Here is a 19286-nt window from a genome sequence, read left to right as displayed (position 1 = left end):
GAACCTCCCGGGAGCCCCGGGCGGTCAGGTCTCGTCGAGACCGTAGATCCGGCGGGCGTTGCCCGAGGCGATCATCTCCGCGACGCGCTGCGCGTCGGCGAGCGCCCATGAACCGTCCGCAGCCCAGCCCCCGAGCACCCGCGCCACCGCCTGCCGGAACACCCTCGCGCCCACCACGTGCAGTTCGGGGAGTCCGCGCGCGCCGCTGGAGTAGAGCAGCTTCCCGAAGGGCGCCAGCTCCAGCACCTCCGCCAGTACGTCCGCCGCGCGGGCCCCGGTGCGCGCGAGGGCCGGGCCGAGATCCACGTACACATGCGGGAAGGCGGCGGCCAGCCGGGCGGCCTGCCGGTGGTACGGCAGGCCGTGCAGCAGCACCAGGTCGGTGCCGAGCCCGGCCGTGGCCGCCGCGAACCCCGCGATCCGCGCCGGACCGCCGTCCGGGCAGTTCGCCCGGCACCCCTCGCCGCCGCCCGCGTGCAGTTGGAGCGGCAGCCCGGTGGCGACGGCGGTCCACAGCAGATGCCGCAGCAGTAGGGGGTCGGTGAGCCGGCCGCCGACCCGCCGCCCGGCCAGCCAGCGCCCGGCCGCCGCGCGTACCTCTCCCGGGTCGGGCGGCTCGGCCGCCGGGGCGGGGCCGTGGCGCAGGGCGGCCACGGACACGAAGGCGACGGCCGTGCCGGCCGCGGTGTGCACGGCGTGGGCGAGGTTGGCGAGCAGCGAGTCGACGGTGCCCGAGGTGTCGGCGATCTGCTGGGCGAGCAGTTCGAGCCGGACGATCTCGCGGGCCTCGGCGGCGCCGGCCGCCGCGATCTCCTCGGGGGCGGTCAGATCGCCGGGCAGCCCGGTGTCGACCAGATAGGTGGTGACACCGGTACCCCGCAGCAGCCGCCGCCCGGCCTCCAGCACGCCGAGCTCCCGGCGCCGGGCCAGATAGCCGGCGGGCGAGGTGTGCGGCTCCAGCCCGAGGAGCGGCGGACACCAGCGCCGTACGGCGAAACCGGTCTGGGTGTCGAAGAAGGTGGTACCCGCGGCGGGCGGTCCCGCGGTCCTGCCGAGCTGAGCCTCGAAGGTGCCGAGGCCCAGCTCCGTACGGAGCACGCCATGGCAGTTCTGGTCCACCAGAGTCGTTGTCTCGATCATGGCGCTTCCCGTCGTGGACCGAATCCCTACAGTCCTAACGGGCCAGGCGCGCTCGGGTGTTGGCCACCGCGGCGATCGGGACCGAACGCGCCCTAGGGATTGGCGGGGCCGCCGACCTGGATGCCGGCCATGCGGGTCCACTCGTACGGGCCGGTGCGGACCTTCGCTGCGAACTCGCCGTCGAAGGACTCGTGCACCGTGATCCCCGATTTCTCGACGGCCTTCAGCGCCACGTGGTGCGAAGGGGCAAGGAGATCGCCCCAGTCGCCGTCCCGCCCAACGAGCACGATGCGGGTGCCCGCCCGGCCCAGATACGCGAGCTGCCCCTCGGCGGCGCCGCCGTGCCGTCGCGCGAACGCGCCGATCCGCTTGGCCAGTCGGGCCGCGCGCCGCTCGTTCCGCGCCTCCTGCCGGCTCGCACGCGCCGCCCCGTCGCCGGTCCGCTCGTCAACCTCGGTGTCTGCCATGGACAACATGCTACCGACGAGTAGCCGTACTAGCGCAGGAAGGGGTCGACCGCGACGGCCACGAAGAGCAGCGACACGTAGGTGATGGACCAGTGGAACAGCCGCATCTCCTTCAGCTTGGCGCCCGTCGCACCGGACTTGGCGCGTGACTGGAGCCCGTGCGCCTCCCAGAGCCACCAGCCGCCGGCCACCAGGGCCACCGACGTGTAGAACCAGCCGGTGTAGCCCAGCGGCGTCAGCAGCAGCGACACCGCCACCATCACCCAGCTGTAGAGCACGATCTGGCGGGCGACCACACGGTTCGACGCGACGACGGGGAGCATGGGCACGCCCACCCGCGCGTAGTCCTCGCGCACCTTCATCGACAGCGGCCAGTAGTGCGGCGGCGTCCAGAAGAACATGACGAGGAAGAGGATGACGGCGGCCCAGGACAGCGAGTTGGTGACGGCCGACCAGCCGATGAAGACCGGCATACAGCCGGCGATGCCGCCCCAGACGATGTTCTGCGACGTCCGCCGCTTGAGGATCATCGTGTAGACGACGACGTAGAAGAGGAGCGCACCGAGCGCCAGCGCCGCCGACAGCCAGTTGACGAGCAGACCGAACCAGAGCGTCGAGATCACTGCCAGGGCGAGCCCGAAGACCAGGCCCTCGCGGGGGGACACCATGCCGGTCACCAGCGGACGCTGCGACGTGCGGTCCATCATCGCGTCGATGTCGCGGTCGATGTACATGTTCAGCGCGTTGGCGCCGCCGGCGGAGAGATAGCCGCCGACGCAGGTGACGAACACCAGCCACATGTCCGGCACGCTCTGCGCGGCCAGGAACATCACCGGCACCGTGGTGATCAGCAGCAGCTCGATGATCCGTGGTTTGGTCAGCGCCACGAACGCTTTGACGCGGGCCCCGAACGGCCGATGGCCCCCCGGGCTCGGAGTCAGGACGACCCCTGCGGGTCGGGACTCGACGGCCGTCACGCACACCCCAGACAGAGAAATCCCAGCAAGCTTCGGGCGTGAAGGCCCGGTAAAGACTTGCGCGTACCACGCCACTCTAGACGTTGCCCAGATGCCGTTCTTATCGGGGGTGGGCTCGTGTTGACGCCTGGTCGGAGCGTCGCGCGCGAGGTCGGACTCCGCCCCGCCGTCGCCCCGGGGAGGCGCGCCCGACACCCTCCCGGCACCCCGGCGATGTCTCCTCTTAACGGAAGCGGACGGGCACGGTCGCGAGGCGCCACAAGGGTAGGCTCGGCAACGAACCGGTGCGCCCTCAGACACCGGGATTCGACATGTGGAGAGGAGCCCTGACTCAGGGTGAGCACCAAGCCGACCACCACAGACCTCGAAGAGTGGACCGACCTGGACCGCAAGGCGGTCGATACCGTCCGTGTCCTGGCCATGGATGCCGTACAGAAGGTCGGCAACGGCCATCCCGGTACGGCGATGAGCCTGGCCCCCGCCGCCTACGTGCTCTTCCAGAAGCTGATGCGGCACGACCCGGCCGACGCGCAGTGGACCGGACGCGACCGGTTCGTACTCTCCGCGGGCCACTCGTCGCTGACTCTCTACATCCAGCTGTATCTCGCGGGCTACGGCCTGGAGCTGGACGACCTGAAGGCGTTCCGCACCTGGGGGTCGAAGACCCCGGGGCACCCGGAGCGCGGCCACACGGTCGGCGTCGAGACCACGACCGGTCCGCTCGGCCAGGGTGTCGCCAACGGCGTGGGCATGGCCATGGCCGCCCGCTACGAGCGCGGCCTCTACGACCCGGACGCGGCCCCGGGCGCCTCTCCCTTCGACCACACCATCTGGGTGATCGCGGGTGACGGCTGCCTCCAGGAGGGTGTCTCCGGCGAGGCGTCGTCGCTGGCCGGCCACCAGAAGCTCGGCAACCTCGTCCTGCTCTGGGACGACAACCACATCTCCATCGAGGGTGACACCGGGACGGCCGTCTCCGAGGACACCCTGAAGCGGTACGAGGCGTACGGCTGGCACGTCCAGCGCGTCGAGCAGCTGCCGAGCGGTGACCTGGACCCGGCGGGTCTGGCGCGCGCTCTGAAGGCGGCGCAGGCCGAGACCGAACGCCCCTCGTTCATCGCCGCGCGCTCGATCATCGCCTGGCCCGCCCCGAACGCGCAGAACACCGAGGCCGCGCACGGCTCGGCGCTGGGCGACGACGAGGTGGCCGCCACCAAGCGGGTGCTCGGCTTCGACCCCGAGCAGACCTTCGAGGTCGCCGACGAGGTCCTGGCGCACACGCGCCAGGCGCTCGACCGGGGCCGCGAGACGCGCGCCGAGTGGGAGAAGACGTTCGCCGCGTGGCGTACGGCCAACCCGGAGCGCGCCGCCACCTTCGACCGGATCCGCGCGGGCGAGCTGCCCGACGGCTGGGAGAAGAAGCTGCCGGTCTTCGAGACCGGCAAGGGCGTCGCCACCCGCGCCGCGTCCGGCAAGGTGCTCCAGGCGCTCGGCGCCGTCATCCCCGAGCTGTGGGGCGGCTCGGCCGACCTCGCGGGCTCCAACAACACCACGATCGACAAGACGTCGTCGTTCCTCCCGGCGGACAACCCGCTGCCGGAGGCCGACCCGTACGGCCGCACGGTGCACTACGGCATCCGTGAGCACGCCATGGGTTCGACGATGAACGGCATCGCGCTGCACGGCAACACCCGTATCTACGGCGGCACTTTCCTGGTGTTCTCCGACTACATGCGCCCGGCCGTCCGGCTCGCGGCGCTGATGCAGGTGCCCGTCACGTACGTCTGGACGCACGACTCGATCGGTCTCGGCGAGGACGGCCCGACACACCAGCCGGTCGAGCACCTCTCGGTCCTGCGTGCCATTCCCGGTCTCAACATCGTGCGTCCCGCGGACGCCAACGAGACGGCGATCGCCTGGCGCGAGATCCTCAAGCGGCACGCCAAGGGCGCTCCGCACGGGCTGGCGCTGACGCGTCAGGGCGTGCCGACGTACGAGGCCAACGAGGGCGCGGCCAAGGGTGGTTACGTGCTGTTCGAGGCCGAGGGCGGCGAGCCCCGGGTCGTACTCATCGGTACCGGCTCCGAGGTCCAGCTCGCCGTCGAGGCGCGCGAGCGGCTGCAGGCCGAGGGCATCGCGACCCGCGTGGTGTCGATGCCGTCGGTCGAGTGGTTCGAGGAGCAGGATCAGGCGTACCGGGACAGTGTCCTGCCGCCGTCCGTGAAGGCGCGGGTGGCGGTCGAGGCCGGAATCGGGCTCACCTGGCACCGTTTCGTGGGCGACGCCGGCCGCATCGTCTCGCTGGAGCACTTCGGTGCCTCGGCGGACGGCAAGGTCCTCTTCCGGGAGTTCGGATTCACCGCGGACGCGGTCGCGTCCGCCGCCCGGGAATCTCTGGCAGCCGTGACGCGCTGACGTTGGTATACGACAAGTAGGAGATGCAACTCTCATGACAGACGCACTCAAGCGCCTCTCCGACGAAGGCGTCGCGATCTGGCTCGACGACCTGTCGCGCAAGCGCATCACATCAGGCAATCTCGCCGAACTGATGGACCAGCAGCATGTCGTGGGCGTCACGACCAACCCCTCGATCTTCCAGAAGGCGATCTCGGCGGGTGACGGTTACGAGACCCAGCTCACGGATCTCGCGACCCGCCGGGTGAGCGTCGAGGAAGCGGTCCGCATGATCACGACGGCGGACGTCCGTGACGCCGCCGACGTGCTGCGTCCGGTCTTCGACGAGACACAGGGCCAGGACGGCCGCGTCTCCATCGAGGTGGACCCCCGACTGGCGCACAACACGCGGGCGACCGTCGCCGAGGCCAAGCAGCTGGCCTGGCTGGTGGACCGCCCGAACACCTTCATCAAGATCCCGGCCACGGAGGCGGGGCTCCCGGCGATCACCGAGACGATCGCCCGGGGCATCAGTGTCAACGTGACGCTGATCTTCTCGCTGGAGCGGTACCGCAAGGTGATGGACGCGTACCTGTCAGGTCTGGAGAAGGCGAAGGACGCGGGCCTCGACCTCTCGAAGATCTACTCGGTGGCGTCCTTCTTCGTCTCCCGCGTGGACACCGAGATCGACAAGCGGCTCGACGCGCTGGGCACGGACGAGGCGAAGGCAGCGCGCGGCAAGTCCGCCGTCGCCAACGCCCGGCTGGCCTACAAGGCGTACGAAGACGTCTTCGGCGGCGACCGCTGGGCGGCCCTGGACCGTGTCCAGGCCAACAAGCAGCGCCCGCTGTGGGCCTCGACGGGCGTCAAGGACCCCGCGTACCGGGACACGATGTACGTCGACGACCTGGTCGCCCCGCACACGGTGAACACCATGCCGGAGGCCACGCTGGACGCGGTCGCCGAGCACGGAGCGGTCACCGGTGACACCGTGAGGGGTACGTACGACCAGGCGCGCGCCGATCTCGAAGCCATCGAGAAGCTGGGCATCTCCTACGACGACGTCGTCCAGGTGCTGGAGGACGAGGGCGTCGAGAAGTTCAAGACGGCCTGGACCGACCTGCTCAAGTCGACCGAGGCGGAACTCAAGCGCCTCGCCCCTTCGGAGGACTGAACCCTTGACCGCAACCCACGGAGCGAATCCGCTTCGTGACGCCGCGGACCGACGGCTCCCGCGTATCGCGGGGCCGTCGGGCCTGGTCATCTTTGGCGTCACGGGCGATTTGTCCCGTAAAAAGTTGATGCCAGCCGTCTATGACCTTGCCAACCGGGGCCTTCTGCCACCGGGCTTCTCGCTGGTCGGGTACGCCCGCCGCGAGTGGCAGGACGAGGATTTCGCGCAGGAGGTCCACGACGCCGTCAAGGCGCACGCCCGCACACCCTTCCGTGAGGAGGTCTGGCAGCAGCTCATCCAGGGGATGCGCTTCGTCCCCGGCGACTTCGACGACGACCAGGCCTTCGAGAACCTGAAGTCCACCATCGAGGACCTGGACAAGGTGCAGGGCACGGGCGGCAACTTCGCCTTCTACCTCTCCGTGCCGCCGAAGTTCTTCCCCAAGGTCGTCAAGCAGCTCAAGAAGCACGGGCTGGCCGACCAGAAGCAGGGCTCCTGGCGGCGCGCGGTCATCGAGAAGCCGTTCGGCCACGACCTGACCTCCGCCCAGGAGCTCAACAAGGTCGTGCACGAGGTCTTCCCGTCCAACGAGGTCTTCCGGATCGACCACTACCTGGGCAAGGAGACCGTTCAGAACATCCTGGCGCTGCGCTTCGCGAACACCCTCTTCGAGCCGGTCTGGAACCGGTCGTACGTCGACCATGTCCAGATCACCATGGCCGAGGACATCGGCATCGGCGGCCGGGCCGGCTACTACGACGGCATCGGCGCCGCGCGCGACGTCATCCAGAACCACCTCCTGCAGCTCCTCGCGCTCACCGCGATGGAGGAGCCCGCCTCCTTCGACGCGGACGCGCTGGCCGCCGAGAAGACCAAGGTGCTCGGCGCCGTACGGCTGCCGCACGACCTCGGCAAGGACACGGTGTTCGGGCAGTACGCCGCGGGCTGGCAGGGCGGCGAGAAGGCCGTCGGCTACATCCAGGAAGACGGCATCGACCCGAAGTCGACCACCGACACCTACGCCGCGGTGAAGGTGGAGATCGACAACCGCCGCTGGGCGGGCGTCCCGTTCTACCTCCGTACGGGCAAGCGCCTCGGCCGCCGCGTCACCGAGATCGCGGTCGTCTTCCAGCGCGCCCCGCACTCCCCCTTCGACCACACGGCGACCGAGGAGCTGGGGCACAACGCCCTGGTCATCCGGGTTCAGCCGGACGAGGGCGTGACCATGCGGTTCGGTTCGAAGGTGCCGGGCACGGCGATGGAGGTGCGGGACGTCTCGATGGACTTCGCCTACGGCGAGTCCTTCACGGAGTCCAGCCCCGAGGCGTACGAGCGGCTGCTGCTCGACGTCCTGCTCGGCGACTCCAACCTCTTCCCCCGTACGGAGGAGGTCGAGCTGTCCTGGAAGATCCTCGACCCGATCGAGCGGCACTGGGACAAGCACGGCAAGCCCGCGCAGTACGAGTCCGGGACCTGGGGTCCGGTCGAGGCGGACGAAATGCTCGCACGACACGGACGGAGCTGGCGTCGGCCATGAAGATCGACCTTACGGACACCACGTCCAGCAAGATCAACAAAGCGCTGGTCGAGGGACGCCGGGCGATCGGCACCCCGGCCGTCGGCATGGTCCTCACCCTGGTCCTCGTCACCGACGAGGAGAACGCCTACGACGCGCTCAAGGCCGCGAACGACGCGTCCCGCGAGCACCCGTCGCGCAAGCTGGTCGTCGTCAAGCGGGTCTCCCGCTCGGCGCGCGACCGCTCCAAGGCGCGCCTCGACGCGGAGGTGCGGGTGGGTGTGGAGGCCGGTACCGGCGAGACGGTCGTACTGAGGCTGTACGGCGAGATCATCGACCACGCCCAGTCGGTCGTGCTGCCGCTGCTCCTGCCCGACGCGCCGGTCGTGGTCTGGTGGGCGGCGAACGCGCCCGAGAACCCAAGCAAGGACCCGCTGGGCACACTCGCCCAGCGGCGGGTGACGGACACGTACACGGCCGAGAACCCGATCGAGGAGCTCAAGGCCCGCGCCGCCGTCTACACACCGGGCGACACGGATCTGGCGTGGAGCCGGATCACCCCGTGGCGCTCGATGCTGGCCGCCGCGCTGGACCAGGTCGACTGCAAGGTCACCGCGGTCAGTGTGGAGGGCGAGGAGCTGAACGCGAGCTGCGAGCTGCTCGGCATGTGGCTCGCCGACCGGCTGCACGTCCCGGTCACCCGCGCGGTCTCGGCCGGCCCCGGTCTCACGGCCGTCCGGATGGAGACCGACTGCGGGCCGATCGAGCTGCGCCGGACGGACGGCTCGCTGGCGACGCTGGCCATCGAGGGCCAGCCCGACCGGGCGGTGGCGCTCAACCGGCGGGAGACCTCGGAGCTGATCGCCGAGGAGCTGCGCAGGCTGGACCCGGACGACACGTACGCGGCGACGCTGCGGTTCGGGGTGGAGCGGGTGGAGGCGGCCAAGAACGGGGCGCACGGCTCGGGTACGGGCTCGGGCTCCGGTCCGGCGGCGAAGAAGGCGCCGGCCGCCAAGAAGGCGACGTCCAAGTGAGCGTTCCGCAACTCGTCGTCCACCGCGACAAGCAGCTGATGGCGTGTGCCGCGGCGGCCCGGCTGATCACGAAGATCGTGGACGCCCAGTCCTCGCGGGGTTCCGCGTCGATCGTCCTGACCGGCGGGCGCAACGGCAACGGCCTGCTGGCCGCACTGTCCGAGGCGCCCGCCCGGGACGCGGTCGACTGGACCCGGCTCGACCTCTGGTGGGGCGACGAACGCTTCCTCCCGGAGGGCGACCCGGAACGCAACATCACCCAGGCGCGGGCGGCGCTGCTGGACTCGGTACCGCTGGACCCCTCGCGAGTCCACGCGATGCCGGCGTCCGACGGCCCGTACGGCTCCGACATCGAGGCGGCGGCAGCCGCGTACGAGACGGAGCTGGCCGCCGCCGCGCGGCCGGAGGACCACGCCCGGGTCCCGTCCTTCGACGTGCTGATGCTCGGCGTGGGCCCGGACACCCATGTGGCCTCGCTCTTCCCGGAGCTGCCCGGCGTCCGGGAGACCGAACGCACGGTGGTCGCGGTACACGGCGCCCCGAAGCCACCGCCGCTGCGCATCTCGCTGACCCTGCCCGCGATCCGGGCGGCGCACGAGGTGTGGCTGCTGGCGGCGGGCGAGGACAAGGCGCGGGCGGCGGAGATCGCCCTCTCCGGGGCGGGCGAGATCCAGGCCCCCGCGGCGGGGGCGTACGGCCGCGCGCGGACGCTGTGGCTTCTGGACGAGCCGGCGGCGTCGAAGCTGCCGCAGGCGCTGTATCCGGCGGCGTCCGCCTGATCCGCCGCGAGTGCGCCTGATTCCGCGGGCGTTCGCCTGACGGAACACCACCTCGCCGGCCCGACGGCCCGGTCCGCCTCCCCGGCGGCCCGGGCCGTCGCTGTCAGTGGGTCCCGATAGCGTTCCAGCGCCCGAACTCCAGCCCGCCCGGTCGTTCAAGACCACAGCCGCAGACCGTCCCGCGTCCGGGGCTGAGGCCCGACAAATAGCCCGCCCGGCGTTTGAGGGCACGGCCGAAGGCCGTACGGGTCAGGCGCGGAGCCCCCGCAATCAGCCCGCCCGGCGTTTGAGGGCACGGCCGAAGGCCGTACGGGGTCCGGGGCGGAGCCCCGGTTGTGGGAAGGGGCGGGTAGGGGAACAGGCCCGCCGCAGGCGCCCCGCCCCGCCCCACCACCCCCCGCTACTCCTCCAGGAACGGCTCCAACAACCCCGGCACCGCCTCCGCCGCGAACGCCACGCCCTCCCCCGCCCCCACGTCGTAGACGTGATACCCGCCCTCCCCCGCGGCCGTCGTCGCCGTCAGCGTCACCAACCCGGCCCGCCGCTGAAAGTACGACTGCTTCACCGTCCACCCGACAACCCCACCGCGCTGCAGCACGACCGTCGACCGCCGCACCGTCCCCGACCGCGCCACCAAGTACCCCCCGCTGAGCCCATGCCCCAGATTGCGGTACGCGTCCAGTGCCAGCGCCACCGCGATGGGGACCAGCACCACCGCGCACCCGGCCGCGATCGGCAGCAGCACATCGGTCACGAGCAGACCGAGTACCACCAGCACCAGCACCGGCACCAGCGCGGACCCCACCGCCCACCGCAGCCGCCGCCCACGCGCGGCGAGCGGGTGCGGTGTCAGCCGGGCCGTGCTCGTCGGGGAGGTCGTCTCGCGCAGGACCCGCGCGGCCACCTCGTCGGCGAGCGCCCTCGGCGCGGCCGGCAGCAGCGTCTTGAGGTCGGTGTGCTTGTCGTCGTCGTCCTGGGCGATCCCCGTCGCGACGGCGTCGACGCGCGCGGCGCCGACGAGCCGCACACCGAGCGGTTCGACCAGCTCCACGCCCCGCAGCCTGCGTTCCTCTATCGAGACGGACCGGGAGGTGAAGAGACCTCGCCGCACGCGCAGCGTGCCACCGGGCTCCCGCTCCAGCCGGTAGTTCCACCACATCTCGACCCAGAGGCCGAGCGAGCCGACCACGCCGGCCAGGAGCGCGGCGGCCAGGAGCACGACGATCATGACAACGATCGAGGTGCCCCGGAACCGGTCACCGATCCAGACGAGCACCTCGTGCTGGACCCCGAACCACTCGCCGACCTGCATCACGCCACCCGCCGCCGCGCCGCCCAGCAGGGGCGCGACGAAGGAGAGAGGGGCGTACCGGATCCAGCGGGGGTCCAGAGAAGCCAGCATGCCGTCCCGGTGCGCTCCGTCGGCGGCATCGGAAGGGGTGCGGTCCAGCAGTTCCGTACGGAGGCGCTCACCCTCCGCGCGGGTGACCGGGTCGAGTTCGAGGGTGGATTCGCCGCCGGTCTGCTCCCCCGTACCGATGCGGACCTTCACCAGGCCGAGGATCCGCAGCAGAAGGTTGGCCGTGAGGTCGACGGTCCTGATCCGTTCGCGTCCCAGTGACCGGCGTTTGACCAGGAACAGCCCTGTGTGGAGCTCGGCCCGGTCGGGACCTGTTCGGTAGCGGGTGCGGCGCCATCGGATGTAGTCGGCACCGGTTCCACCGGCGATCAGCAGCAGGGCCGGGGGCAGGACCCAGGCGAGCGCGCGCCCCAGCCCCATACCGCCTGCGAGCCCGATGACGGTCGGTACTCCGGCTCCGCAGGCGACGCCGGACATGACGGCTGCGGTGACCAGCAGGGTGCGCTTGTCGAGCTTGCGCCATCCCTCCCCGGGCGCGGGCACCGCGACCGTGCTCACGTCGCGTCCCCGGGCGTCGCCTGGGTTATGTGCGTCAGCCGCTCGGCCAGTTCCGCCGCGAGTTCATGGCCGAGCCCCTCGATCCGTACCGCTCCTTTGGAGGACGCGGTGGTGACGATGACGGTGGAGAGCTTGAACAGCTGCTCCAGCGGGCCCCGTACGGTGTCCACGGTCTGGATCCGGGACATCGGCGCGATCCGCCACTCCTGCCAGAAGTAGCCGGTACGGACGTAGACCGCCTCGTCCGTCACCTCCCAGCGGTGCACCCGGAACCACCACATCGGCATGAACACCGTGCAGGCCAGACCCAGCACCGCGAGGACGGCGGCTGGCACCAGCAGCCAGGTGCGGGCCGGGGCTATGAGCGCGCCCAGCACGGCGAGGACGGCCACCGGCGCCAGGGTGAGCAGCAGCCACTGCGCACGCCACCAGGCGACCGCCCTCTCGTTCAGCGTGTTGTTCGGCGGCCTGAGCCGCCGCTCCTCCCCCTGGCTCATCGGCTCAACGCCCCCGCAGTGCCCGGTACTTCTTGACCAGTTCGGCCGTCGAGGCGTCCAGCGGCTTGTCCTCGGAGCTCTCGCGCCCGCCGTCGATCTGGGCGAGGACCGGCTCGATCTCCTTGGCGAGGACCTTGCCGAGTTCGACGCCCCACTGGTCGAACGAGTCGATGTTCCACACCGCGCCCTGGACGAAGACCTTGTGCTCGTACAGCGCGATGAGCTGGCCGAGCACGGAGGGGGTCAGGGTCTCGGCGAGGATCGTGGTGGTGGGGTGATTGCCCCGGAAGGTCTTGTGCGGCACGAGTTCGGCGGGGACGCCCTCGGCCCGGACCTCGTCGGGTGTCTTGCCGAAGGCCAGCGCCTGGGTCTGGGCGAAGAAGTTGGCCATCAGCAGGTCGTGCTGGGCGATCAGCTGGTGCGGCAGGTCGTCCACAGGCTGGGCGAAGCCGATGAAGTCGGCGGGGATGATCTTCGTACCCTGGTGGATCAACTGGTAGTACGCGTGCTGTCCGTTGGTCCCGGGGGTGCCCCAGACGACGGGTCCCGTCTGCCACTCCACCGGCTCGCCGTCGCGGTCCACGGACTTGCCGTTGGACTCCATGTCCAGCTGCTGGAGATACGCGGTGAAGCGCGACAGGTAGTGGCTGTACGGCAGGACGGCATGCGACTGGGCGTCGAAGAACTCGCCGTACCAGACCCCCAACAGGCCGAGCAGCAGCGGCGCGTTGGACTCGGCGGGCGCGGTGCGGAAGTGCTCGTCGACGAGGTGGAAGCCGTCGAGCATCTCGCGGAAGCGGTCGGGGCCGATCGCGATCATCAGGGCGAGACCGATGGCGGAGTCGTACGAGTACCGCCCGCCGACCCAGTCCCAGAACTCGAACATGTTCGTCGTGTCGATGCCGAACTCGGCGACCTTCTCGCCGTTGGTGGACAGCGCCACGAAGTGCTTGGCCACGGCCTCCTGGCCGGCCTGGAGCTCGGTCAGGAGCCAGTTGCGGGCCGAGGTGGCGTTGGTGATGGTCTCGATGGTGGTGAAAGTCTTGGAGGCGATGACGAACAGCGTCTCGGCGGCGTCCAGATCACGTACGGCCTCGTGCAGGTCGGCCCCGTCGACGTTCGACACGAAACGGACCGTCAGATCGCGGTGGGTGAAGGACCTCAGGGCCTCGTAGGCCATCGCGGGGCCGAGGTCGGAACCGCCGATGCCGATGTTGACGATGTTGCGGATGGGCCGGCCGGTGTAGCCGAGCCATTCGCCCGCCCTGACCTTCTCGGAGAAGGCGGCCATCTTGTCGAGGACCGCGTGCACGCCCGGCACCACGTTCTCGCCGTCGACCTCGATCACCGCGTCGCGCGGGGCGCGCAGCGCGGTGTGCAGCACCGCCCGGTCCTCGGTGGTGTTGATCTTCTCGCCGCGGAACATCGCGTCCCGCAGCTCGGCGACGCCGGTGGCCGCCGCCAGGTCGTGCAGCAGCGTGAGCGTCTCGTCCGTCACCAGATGCTTCGAGTAGTCCAGGTAGAGGTCACCGACCTGGAGGGTGTAGTGGGTGCCACGCGCCGGGTTCTTGGCGAACAGCTCCCGCAGATGAGTCTCACCCAGCTGCTCGCGATGCTTGCCCAGCGCGCTCCACTGGGGCATCCGGTTGAGCTTTGCGCGGCCTTCTGCCTTGTTCTCGGACATCTTGCTTCAGCCCACTTCTTCTCGTACGTGACTGCCTGCGTGAGTGCGGTGCCCAGCTGCCCTCCCAACCTAATTGATCAGAGCGCCGAGCGATGCGACAGCGAGCGTGAACGCACCGGCCGCCAGCAGCGCGGGCGTGTTGAGCCCCCAGGCGGCCGCGGCCAGGCCGCCGAGCAGCGCGCCGAGCGGGGCGCCGCCGATGGCAAGTGTGCGGAAGGCGGAGCTGATCCGGCCGAGCATCTCGGCGGGGCTCCGCTCCTGTATCAGCGTCGCCTGGTTCACGTTCCACACCATGCCCATCACCGCGAACACGGCCATGGCCGCGACGGCCACCCACAGGTCGCGCACCGTCCCCAGGACGACCAGCGCGCAGGTCTGGACGATCCCGGCGACCAGGATGCTCCGGGTCCGCCCGATCCGGAGGGCGAGCCGCGGTGCGACGAGCCCGCCGACGACACTGGCGACGCCGTAGGCGGTGATGACCGCCGCGTATCCGCTGTTGCCCGCGGACAGCCAGCCGGTGATGTGCAGGACGAGGGTGGCGATCAGGGCGCCCATGCCGATGTTCGACAGGGCGGTCGCCACGGACAGACCCCGCAGTGCGCTGTCCCGCCACAGCGCGCGTGTCCCGTCCGCCATCTCCGCGCGCAGGGTGCTGCCCGCCGCCCTCGGGGCCTTCGCCGGGGCGTCGGTCCGCAGGGAGGCGATGAGCAGCGCGCCGACGACATAGGTGGCCGCGTTGGCCGCGAAGGGGGCGGACGCGCCGATGACCAGGAGCGCGGGGACCAGCGGCGCCGCCAGGAAGCCGCTCGCGACCTGCTGGCCGGTCATGAGGCGGGCGTTGGCGCCGGCCAGCGTCTCGCGGGGAACCACGGCGGGCAGCAGGGCCGTGGCGGCGTTGTCGAAGAGGGTCTGGAGGGTGGTCAGCAAGAAGGCGAGGGCGAGCAGCAGCGCGATCGTGCCGTGGCCCTGTGCGACCGCGAGCGCGAACCCCGCCATCAGCACGCCACGCGCGAGATCCACGGCCCACATCGCCCGCCGCTGGTCCACCCGGTCGGCGACCGCGCCGCCCAGCAGTCCGAACAGCAGCCAGGGCACATAGCCGCAGGCGGTCACCGAGGCGATGAGGAGGGGGTCGTCGGTCAACGAGGCGGCGAGCAGCGGCAGTGCGGCCGTACGCAGCGAGTCCCCGAACCGGGAGATCACGGCGGCGCTCCAGAGCCTGCCGAATCCCCCACGCCACGCGGGCACTCGCGCCGGGGCCGGCTTCTCCTCGGCCGCCGGGGCGTCGACCGGTGCGTCCACCGGCGCATCGGGTGTCGCCCCGGCCTCCGTCCCGGCCGTCGACTCGTCCGTCGTCACAACTCTCCCTTTCGGTCTTCCTCTTCGGACCGTAAGGGATGCCACTGACAATCGGCCGTCCGCGAAAACGGCACCGGCCGGGCACCTTTGGGTGTCCGGCCGGATGAATGCTTAGATCTCGCCACGCAGTTTGGCGAGGGCTTCAGCGAGAATCGCCTCGCCGTCCGCGTCGCTGCGCCGCTCGCGTACATAGGCGAGGTGTGTCTTGTACGGCTCGGTACGCGGTGGGTCCGGGGGGTTGTCCCGGTCCTGGCCGGCCGGGAATCCGCACCGTGGGCAGTCCCACGTGTCCGGAACCTGTGCGTCACTGGCGAAGCTCGGCTGCGTCTCGTGCTCGTTGGAGCACCAGAAGGAGATGCGCAGGCGTGGCGCGGACTCGCCACGCTCGGCCTCACCCATCGGCCCCGCTCCGACCCGGCTTCCCCGGATCGCGTTGCCACTTGCCACGGTCGTAACTCCCTGCGTGAATGGTGCCGCAAGCATCAAGCGTCGAGAGGCATCCCCGCTGTCGAGCGCCCCAGTCTACGTATGGCCCAACGCGCGTCCAGTGCGTGGAGTTACACCCCCCACCGCCGGGACGCAGGGCCTCATGATAGGCCGCGCCCCCGGCGACGTACTGTACGACCGGTCAGCTGTCCAGCTTCATCAGCAGACCAAGCACGACAATGCAGGCGAACCATCCCATACCGACCACGATGGTAATGCGGTCGAGGTTACGCTCGGCGACCGAGGAACCACCGACGGACGACTGCATGCCGCCACCGAACATGTCGGAGAGACCGCCGCCCTTCCCCTTGTGCATCAGCACCAGCAGCATCAGCAGCAGGCTGAAGACGATCAGGGCGATCGAGAACCCCATAATCACGGCTGGACCCTACTTTCCGGAATTCTCTCGAATTGAATCGGGATTGGACGGAACTTTCGTGGACAACGGGGGCCGGCGGCACATATGAGATGCCGGTCGGCCCCCGTCAGGGTACGACGGATCCGCGCCCTCGCATACTTACTGGTCGCGGAACCTGACGATCTTGACGAACTCCTCGGCGTCCAGCGCCGCACCGCCGACAAGGGCGCCGTCCACATCCGGCTGCGCCATGATCGCGGCGACATTCCCGGCCTTCACCGAGCCGCCGTACTGAATACGGACCTGGTCGGCCAGCTCCTGCGAGTACAGCTCCGCGAGCCGCCCGCGGATCGCTCCGCAGACCTCCTGAGCGTCCTCGGGGGTGGCCACCTCGCCGGTGCCGATGGCCCACACCGGCTCGTACGCGATCACGACGGTCCCGGCCTGGTCGGCCGGGACGTCCTTGAGGCCGCCGTCGAGCTGCGCCAGCGTGTACGGGACCTGCTCGCCGGCCTTGCGGACGTCCAGCCCCTCGCCGACGCAGAGGATCGGGGTCAGCCCGTGCTTGAAGGCGGCCCGCACCTTCGCGTTGCAGATCTCGTCGGTCTCGGCGTGGTACTGACGGCGCTCGCTGTGGCCGACGGCCACGTACGTGCACTTCAGCTTGGCCAGCATCGGCCCGGAGACCTCGCCGGTGTACGCGCCGGAGTCGTGGGACGAGATGTCCTGGGCGCCGTACTTGATCTTGAGCTTGTCGCCGTCGACCAGCGTCTGCACGGACCGCAGGTCCGTGAACGGCACCAGGACGGCCGTCTCGACCGCGTCGTGGTCCTTGTCGGTCAGGGCGAAGGCGAGCTTCTGGACGTGCGCGATGGCCTCGAGGTGGTTGAGGTTCATCTTCCAGTTGCCCGCCATCAGCGGGGTACGGGCGGTCTTCTCGGTCGGGGTTTCAGCTGCCATCAGTAGGTCAGTCCTCCAGTGCGGCGAGGCCGGGAAGCGTCTTGCCCTCGAGGTATTCGAGGCTGGCGCCGCCACCGGTCGAAATGTGGCCGAATGCGTTTTCGTCGAATCCGAGGATCCGGACGGCGGCGGCGGAGTCGCCACCACCGACGACCGTGAAGGCGTCGGAGTCGATCAGGGCCTGGGCGACGGCCCGGGTGCCCTCGGCGTAGTCGGGGTGCTCGAAGACCCCCATGGGACCGTTCCAGAAGACGGTGGCCGCGTCGGCGAGCTTCGACGAGTACAGCCGGTTGGTCTCCGGACCGCTGTCCAGCCCCATCCCGTCCGAGGGGATGGCGTCGACTGCGACGGTCGTCGGGTTGGCCGGTGCCTTGGTCTTCAGGTCGGGGAAGGCCGGTGCGACCAGGACGTCGACCGGCAGGACGAACTCCACGCCCCGCTCGTCGGCGCGCTTCAGATACTCCTGGACGGCCGGGATCTGGTCCTCCTGGAGCAGCGAGGCGCCGACCTCGTGGCCCTGGGCCTTGAGGAAGGTGTACGCCATGCCGCCGCCGATCAGGATGCGGTCGGCCTTCTCCAGCAGATGGTCGATGACGCCGAGCTTGTCGGAGACCTTGGCGCCGCCGAGGACGACCGCGTACGGCCGCTCGACGTCCTCGGTGAGCTTCTTGAGCACACCGACCTCGGTGGCGATCAGACCGCCCGCCGCGTGCGACAGCCGGGCCGGCAGGTCGTAGACCGAGGCGTGCTTGCGGTGTACGGCGCCGAAGCCGTCGCCCACGTAGAGGTCGGCCAGCTCGGCGAGCCGGTCGGCGAAGGCCCCGCGCTCGGCGTCGTCCTTCGAGGTCTCACCGGCGTTGAAGCGGAGGTTCTCCAGGACGGCGACCTGTCCGTCCTTCAGGGCACCGACGACCGCCTTCGCCGAGTCTCCGACGGTGTCGGTCGCGAACGCGACGTCGGCGCCGAGGAGTTCACCGAGCCGCGCGGCGGCGGGGGCCAGCGAGAAGGCGGGGTCCGGCGCGCCCTTCGGGCGGCCCAGGTGCGAGGCCACGATCACCCGGGCGCCGGCCTCGGCGAGCCTGGAGACGGTCGGCCGCACGGCGCGAATCCGGCCGTCGTCCGTGATGGTGGTGCCGTCGAGCGGCACATTGAGGTCGGCCCGGACGAAGACGCGCTTGCCGGCGACCCCTTCGTCGAGAAGTTCGTCGATCGTCTTCATGTATCAGTGACTCCTTGAGAGCGGCTCCACGTCCCGCGACGTCGCGAGCACACAGAAGAGCGAGCACAGACAGCACACAGACGACAGGGCCCGGTCAGCGCCACGTCGCGCCGCACGAGCCCTGTCGTTCACATCGGGAGTTGCCTACCGGACCGCTGTCAGAGCTGACCGCCGACGAAGGTGGTCAGGTCGACCAGCCGGTTGGAGTAGCCCCACTCGTTGTCGTACCAGCCGATGACCTTCACGCTCTTGCCCTGGACCATGGTCAGGGAGGAGTCGAAGGTGCAGGAGGCCGGCCAGTTCACGATGTCCGAGGAGACGATCGGGTCCTCGGTGTACTCGAGGAGGCCCTTCAGCTGACCCTCGGCTGCCTTCTGGAACGCGGCGTTGACCTCGTCCTTGGTCACCTCGCGCTCCAGCTCGACGACCAGGTCGGTGACGGAGCCCGTCGGGACCGGGACGCGCATCGCGATGCCGTCGAGCTTGCCCTCCAGCTCCGGGATGACCAGGGCGGTCGCCTTGGCGGCACCCGTCGTGGTCGGAATGATGTTCTCGGCGGCGGCGCGGGCGCGGCGCAGGTCCTTGTGCGGGAAGTCCAGGATGCGCTGGTCGTTGGTGTACGCGTGGACCGTCGTCATCATGCCCTTGACGATGCCGAAGTTCTCCAGGAGAACCTTGGCCATCGGCGCCACACAGTTGGTGGTGCAGGAGGCGTTGGAGATGACGTGGTGGTTGGCCGCGTCGTACTTGTCCTGGTTGACGCCCATCACGATGGTGATGTCCTCGTCCTTGGCCGGAGCCGAGATGAGGACCTTCTTGGCGCCGCCCGCGATGTGCTTCGCGGCGTCCGCCTTCTTGGTGAAGATGCCGGTCGACTCGATGACGATGTCGACGCCCAGCTCACCCCAGGGGATGTCGGCCGGGTTGCGCTCGGAGAGCACCTTGAACGTCTTGCCGTCGACCGTGATCGTGTCGGCGGTGCTGCTCACCTCGGCCTTGAGGCGGCCCATGATCGTGTCGTACTTCAGCAGATGAGCGGTGGTCGCGGTGTCACCCAGGTCGTTGACAGCCACGATCTCGATGTCCGCACCCTGCTCCAGCAGCGCGCGGAAGTAGCTACGACCGATGCGGCCAAAGCCGTTGATGCCTACGCGGATCGTCACGAACCGATCTCCTCGTTGGTACGCCGGGTTTCGACGCCGGCGAGTGCGTATGGGATGTCCCCGACCAGTTATGACCCTACCTCTCCCCAGACGCCTCGGTGACATCGACCGGGGCTACGGAAGCGGCGGCGTCCCGTACCGCCCGGTAGGGGTACGGG

Annotated in this window: 17 protein-coding genes; 5 read left to right on the top strand and 12 right to left on the bottom strand. The window is 70.1% G+C overall.

The genetic code is table 11. The annotated features are described in order from the left end of the window. Window positions 1-24 precede the first annotated feature (24 nt). The 3 genes from IEY79_RS18630 to IEY79_RS18620 form a co-directional block, all read right to left on the bottom strand. Window positions 25-1140: an amidohydrolase family protein gene (locus IEY79_RS18630; protein WP_189108645.1), complete on the bottom strand. Its 1116-nt coding sequence runs from the start codon at window positions 1138-1140 to the stop codon at window positions 25-27. A 92-nt stretch (window positions 1141-1232) separates the two neighbouring features. After that, window positions 1233-1607, bottom strand: coding sequence for a hypothetical protein (locus IEY79_RS18625; protein ID WP_189108644.1), 375 nt, complete (start codon window positions 1605-1607; stop codon window positions 1233-1235). Between the two features lie 29 nt (window positions 1608-1636). Next, complete coding sequence (locus IEY79_RS18620) at window positions 1637-2584, bottom strand: heme o synthase (RefSeq protein ID WP_189108643.1); 948 nt, start codon at window positions 2582-2584, stop codon at window positions 1637-1639. Window positions 2585-2920: 336 nt separating this feature from the next. Between IEY79_RS18620 and tkt the strand changes: the two genes are divergently transcribed. The 5 genes from tkt to pgl are packed head-to-tail and all read left to right on the top strand — an operon-like array spanning window position 2921 to window position 9481. Beyond that, window positions 2921-4999 (top strand): transketolase, encoded by a 2079-nt coding sequence (gene tkt, locus IEY79_RS18615; protein WP_189108642.1) that lies wholly within the window; start codon window positions 2921-2923, stop codon window positions 4997-4999. A 34-nt stretch (window positions 5000-5033) separates the two neighbouring features. After that, window positions 5034-6152, top strand: a complete 1119-nt coding sequence (tal, locus tag IEY79_RS18610; protein ID WP_189108641.1) for a transaldolase — start codon at window positions 5034-5036, stop codon at window positions 6150-6152. A gap of 4 nt (window positions 6153-6156) precedes the next feature. Then, window positions 6157-7689, top strand: coding sequence for a glucose-6-phosphate dehydrogenase (zwf, locus tag IEY79_RS18605; protein ID WP_189108640.1), 1533 nt, complete (start codon window positions 6157-6159; stop codon window positions 7687-7689). After that, entirely contained in the window at window positions 7686-8702 is a 1017-nt protein-coding gene (gene opcA, locus IEY79_RS18600; RefSeq protein WP_189108639.1) for a glucose-6-phosphate dehydrogenase assembly protein OpcA, read from the top strand. Before zwf ends, opcA begins: the two co-directional genes overlap by 4 nt. Then, window positions 8699-9481 carry a 6-phosphogluconolactonase gene (pgl, locus tag IEY79_RS18595; RefSeq protein WP_189108638.1) on the top strand — a complete coding sequence of 261 codons (783 nt, stop codon included), beginning with the start codon at window positions 8699-8701 and terminating at the stop codon, window positions 9479-9481. Before opcA ends, pgl begins: the two co-directional genes overlap by 4 nt. Window positions 9482-9881: 400 nt before the next feature. Here pgl and IEY79_RS18590 read toward each other — a convergent pair whose 3' ends face one another. The 9 genes from IEY79_RS18590 to gap all read right to left on the bottom strand — a co-directional run bounded on the left by IEY79_RS18590 (window position 9882) and on the right by gap (window position 19128). Then, the gene (locus IEY79_RS18590; protein ID WP_189108637.1) at window positions 9882-11399 is read right to left on the bottom strand and encodes a PH domain-containing protein; all 1518 of its coding nucleotides are present in this window, start codon (window positions 11397-11399) and stop codon (window positions 9882-9884) included. Further along, on the bottom strand, window positions 11396-11896 hold the full coding sequence (locus IEY79_RS18585; RefSeq protein WP_189108636.1) for a PH domain-containing protein: 501 nt from the start codon (window positions 11894-11896) through the stop codon (window positions 11396-11398). The genes IEY79_RS18590 and IEY79_RS18585 overlap by 4 nt, the downstream gene beginning before the upstream one ends. Before the next feature lie 4 nt (window positions 11897-11900). After that, window positions 11901-13580: a glucose-6-phosphate isomerase gene (gene pgi, locus IEY79_RS18580; RefSeq protein ID WP_189108635.1), complete on the bottom strand. Its 1680-nt coding sequence runs from the start codon at window positions 13578-13580 to the stop codon at window positions 11901-11903. A gap of 69 nt (window positions 13581-13649) precedes the next feature. Beyond that, window positions 13650-14831: an MFS transporter gene (locus tag IEY79_RS18575; RefSeq protein WP_229700961.1), complete on the bottom strand. Its 1182-nt coding sequence runs from the start codon at window positions 14829-14831 to the stop codon at window positions 13650-13652. A 222-nt stretch (window positions 14832-15053) separates the two neighbouring features. Continuing rightward, complete coding sequence (locus IEY79_RS18570; RefSeq protein WP_189108633.1) at window positions 15054-15389, bottom strand: RNA polymerase-binding protein RbpA; 336 nt, start codon at window positions 15387-15389, stop codon at window positions 15054-15056. Between the two features lie 181 nt (window positions 15390-15570). Further along, entirely contained in the window at window positions 15571-15801 is a 231-nt protein-coding gene (gene secG, locus IEY79_RS18565) for a preprotein translocase subunit SecG (protein WP_189108754.1), read from the bottom strand. A 144-nt stretch (window positions 15802-15945) separates the two neighbouring features. After that, entirely contained in the window at window positions 15946-16746 is an 801-nt protein-coding gene (gene tpiA / locus IEY79_RS18560) for a triose-phosphate isomerase (protein WP_189108632.1), read from the bottom strand. Window positions 16747-16753: 7 nt separating this feature from the next. Continuing rightward, window positions 16754-17965, bottom strand: coding sequence for a phosphoglycerate kinase (locus IEY79_RS18555; RefSeq protein WP_189108631.1), 1212 nt, complete (start codon window positions 17963-17965; stop codon window positions 16754-16756). 158 nt (window positions 17966-18123) lie between these two features. After that, entirely contained in the window at window positions 18124-19128 is a 1005-nt protein-coding gene (gap, locus tag IEY79_RS18550) for a type I glyceraldehyde-3-phosphate dehydrogenase (RefSeq protein ID WP_189108630.1), read from the bottom strand. Window positions 19129-19286 lie beyond the last annotated feature (158 nt).

This window comes from Streptomyces camponoticapitis, from assembly GCF_014646115.1.
GTDB lineage: Bacteria > Actinomycetota > Actinomycetes > Streptomycetales > Streptomycetaceae > Streptomyces > Streptomyces camponoticapitis.
This window is presented reverse-complemented; position numbering and strand designations above follow the sequence as displayed.

Bases quoted from the DNA above. Each gene is read 5' to 3' on its own strand.
- IEY79_RS18585 (WP_189108636.1), bottom strand. From the start codon at position 11,896: ATGAGCCAGGGGGAGGAGCGGCGGCTCAGGCCGCCGAACAACACGCTG.
- tpiA (WP_189108632.1), bottom strand. From the start codon at position 16,746: ATGGCAGCTGAAACCCCGACCGAGAAGACCGCCCGTACCCCGCTGATG.
- opcA (WP_189108639.1), top strand. From the start codon at position 7,686: ATGAAGATCGACCTTACGGACACCACGTCCAGCAAGATCAACAAAGCG.
- tal (WP_189108641.1), top strand. From the start codon at position 5,034: ATGACAGACGCACTCAAGCGCCTCTCCGACGAAGGCGTCGCGATCTGG.
- IEY79_RS18625 (WP_189108644.1), bottom strand. From the start codon at position 1,607: ATGGCAGACACCGAGGTTGACGAGCGGACCGGCGACGGGGCGGCGCGT.
- secG (WP_189108754.1), bottom strand. From the start codon at position 15,801: ATGGGGTTCTCGATCGCCCTGATCGTCTTCAGCCTGCTGCTGATGCTG.
- pgi (WP_189108635.1), bottom strand. From the start codon at position 13,580: ATGTCCGAGAACAAGGCAGAAGGCCGCGCAAAGCTCAACCGGATGCCC.
- IEY79_RS18630 (WP_189108645.1), bottom strand. From the start codon at position 1,140: ATGATCGAGACAACGACTCTGGTGGACCAGAACTGCCATGGCGTGCTC.
- IEY79_RS18555 (WP_189108631.1), bottom strand. From the start codon at position 17,965: ATGAAGACGATCGACGAACTTCTCGACGAAGGGGTCGCCGGCAAGCGC.